The sequence below is a fragment of the Aeromonas sp. QDB18 genome (assembly GCF_027705325.1).
GTDB lineage: Bacteria > Pseudomonadota > Gammaproteobacteria > Enterobacterales > Aeromonadaceae > Aeromonas > Aeromonas caviae.
In genome coordinates, this window is record NZ_JAPDBQ010000335.1 from 1 (window position 1) to 830 (window position 830).

Annotated in this window: 1 protein-coding gene; it reads left to right on the top strand. The window is 59.5% G+C overall.

All coding sequences use genetic code 11. The features are described 5' to 3' along the window. Positions 1 to 166 precede the first annotated feature (166 nt). The gene (locus tag OKC30_RS21220; RefSeq protein WP_270809841.1) at positions 167 to 787 is read left to right on the top strand and encodes a TetR/AcrR family transcriptional regulator; all 621 of its coding nucleotides are present in this window, start codon (positions 167 to 169) and stop codon (positions 785 to 787) included. The last annotated feature ends 43 nt before the right edge of the window (positions 788 to 830 follow it).

An 830-nucleotide genomic window follows, 5' to 3' on the forward strand; every position in this document is an offset into this window, starting at 1 on the left:
AGGTCCTGCATCGAGAAAACCGACTACCCGTTCCCGGAGGAGTTGGTGCTGTCAACACCGTCCCGGTGAACGGTTACTTTGGAGCAGTTTCCGCCGTTGTGCATCATCGTTGCCTTTCCGTCATAAGTAGGTAGAATAGGCTACCTATTTATGACGGAAAACCCAGATGTCCCTTGCTACCTCAAACAGGAAAGAGAGCGCCCACGACCGGCTGCTGAATGCCGCTGCCATCCTGTTCTATAACGATGGCATCGCGGCCACCGGCATCGACGCCATCGTCAAGAAAGCTGGCGTGGCAAAGAAAAGCCTCTACAACAACTTCGCCTCCAAGGCCGAGCTGGTAGCGCAATATCTGCAAATCCGGCACGCCGAATGGCTCTCGCTCTACGAGGTCCGCGTGCGCCAAGCCAAGGGGCCGGCCGAGCGGGTCCTGTCGGTGTTCGAGGCATACGCCGATCACGCCGAACATGCCTATGAGCGCGGGTTTCGCGGCTGCGGGCTGTTGAATGCAGCCGCCGAGTTCCCCGCCGGGGACGCTGGCCGCAAAGCTGTGCGCGCCCACAAGGAAGAAGTCGAAACCCTGTTGAACAAGCACCTTGCCGAACTGATGCCGGGTGATGGCGAGCGCACCGCGCAGCTTGCGCGGCATCTAGTCTTCCTGCTGGAAGGCGCGATTGTCCGCGCCGGCCTGGAAGGCAACAGCGATTGCGTCATCCAGGCCAAGCACATCGCCGCCTCGATATTGGGGGCAGCGTGGCCTTGTTGCACAAATCGGGGAACTATCTAGCCAAGTGGTGATCTGATCTCCCGGATCAATCACCGAGCACAGT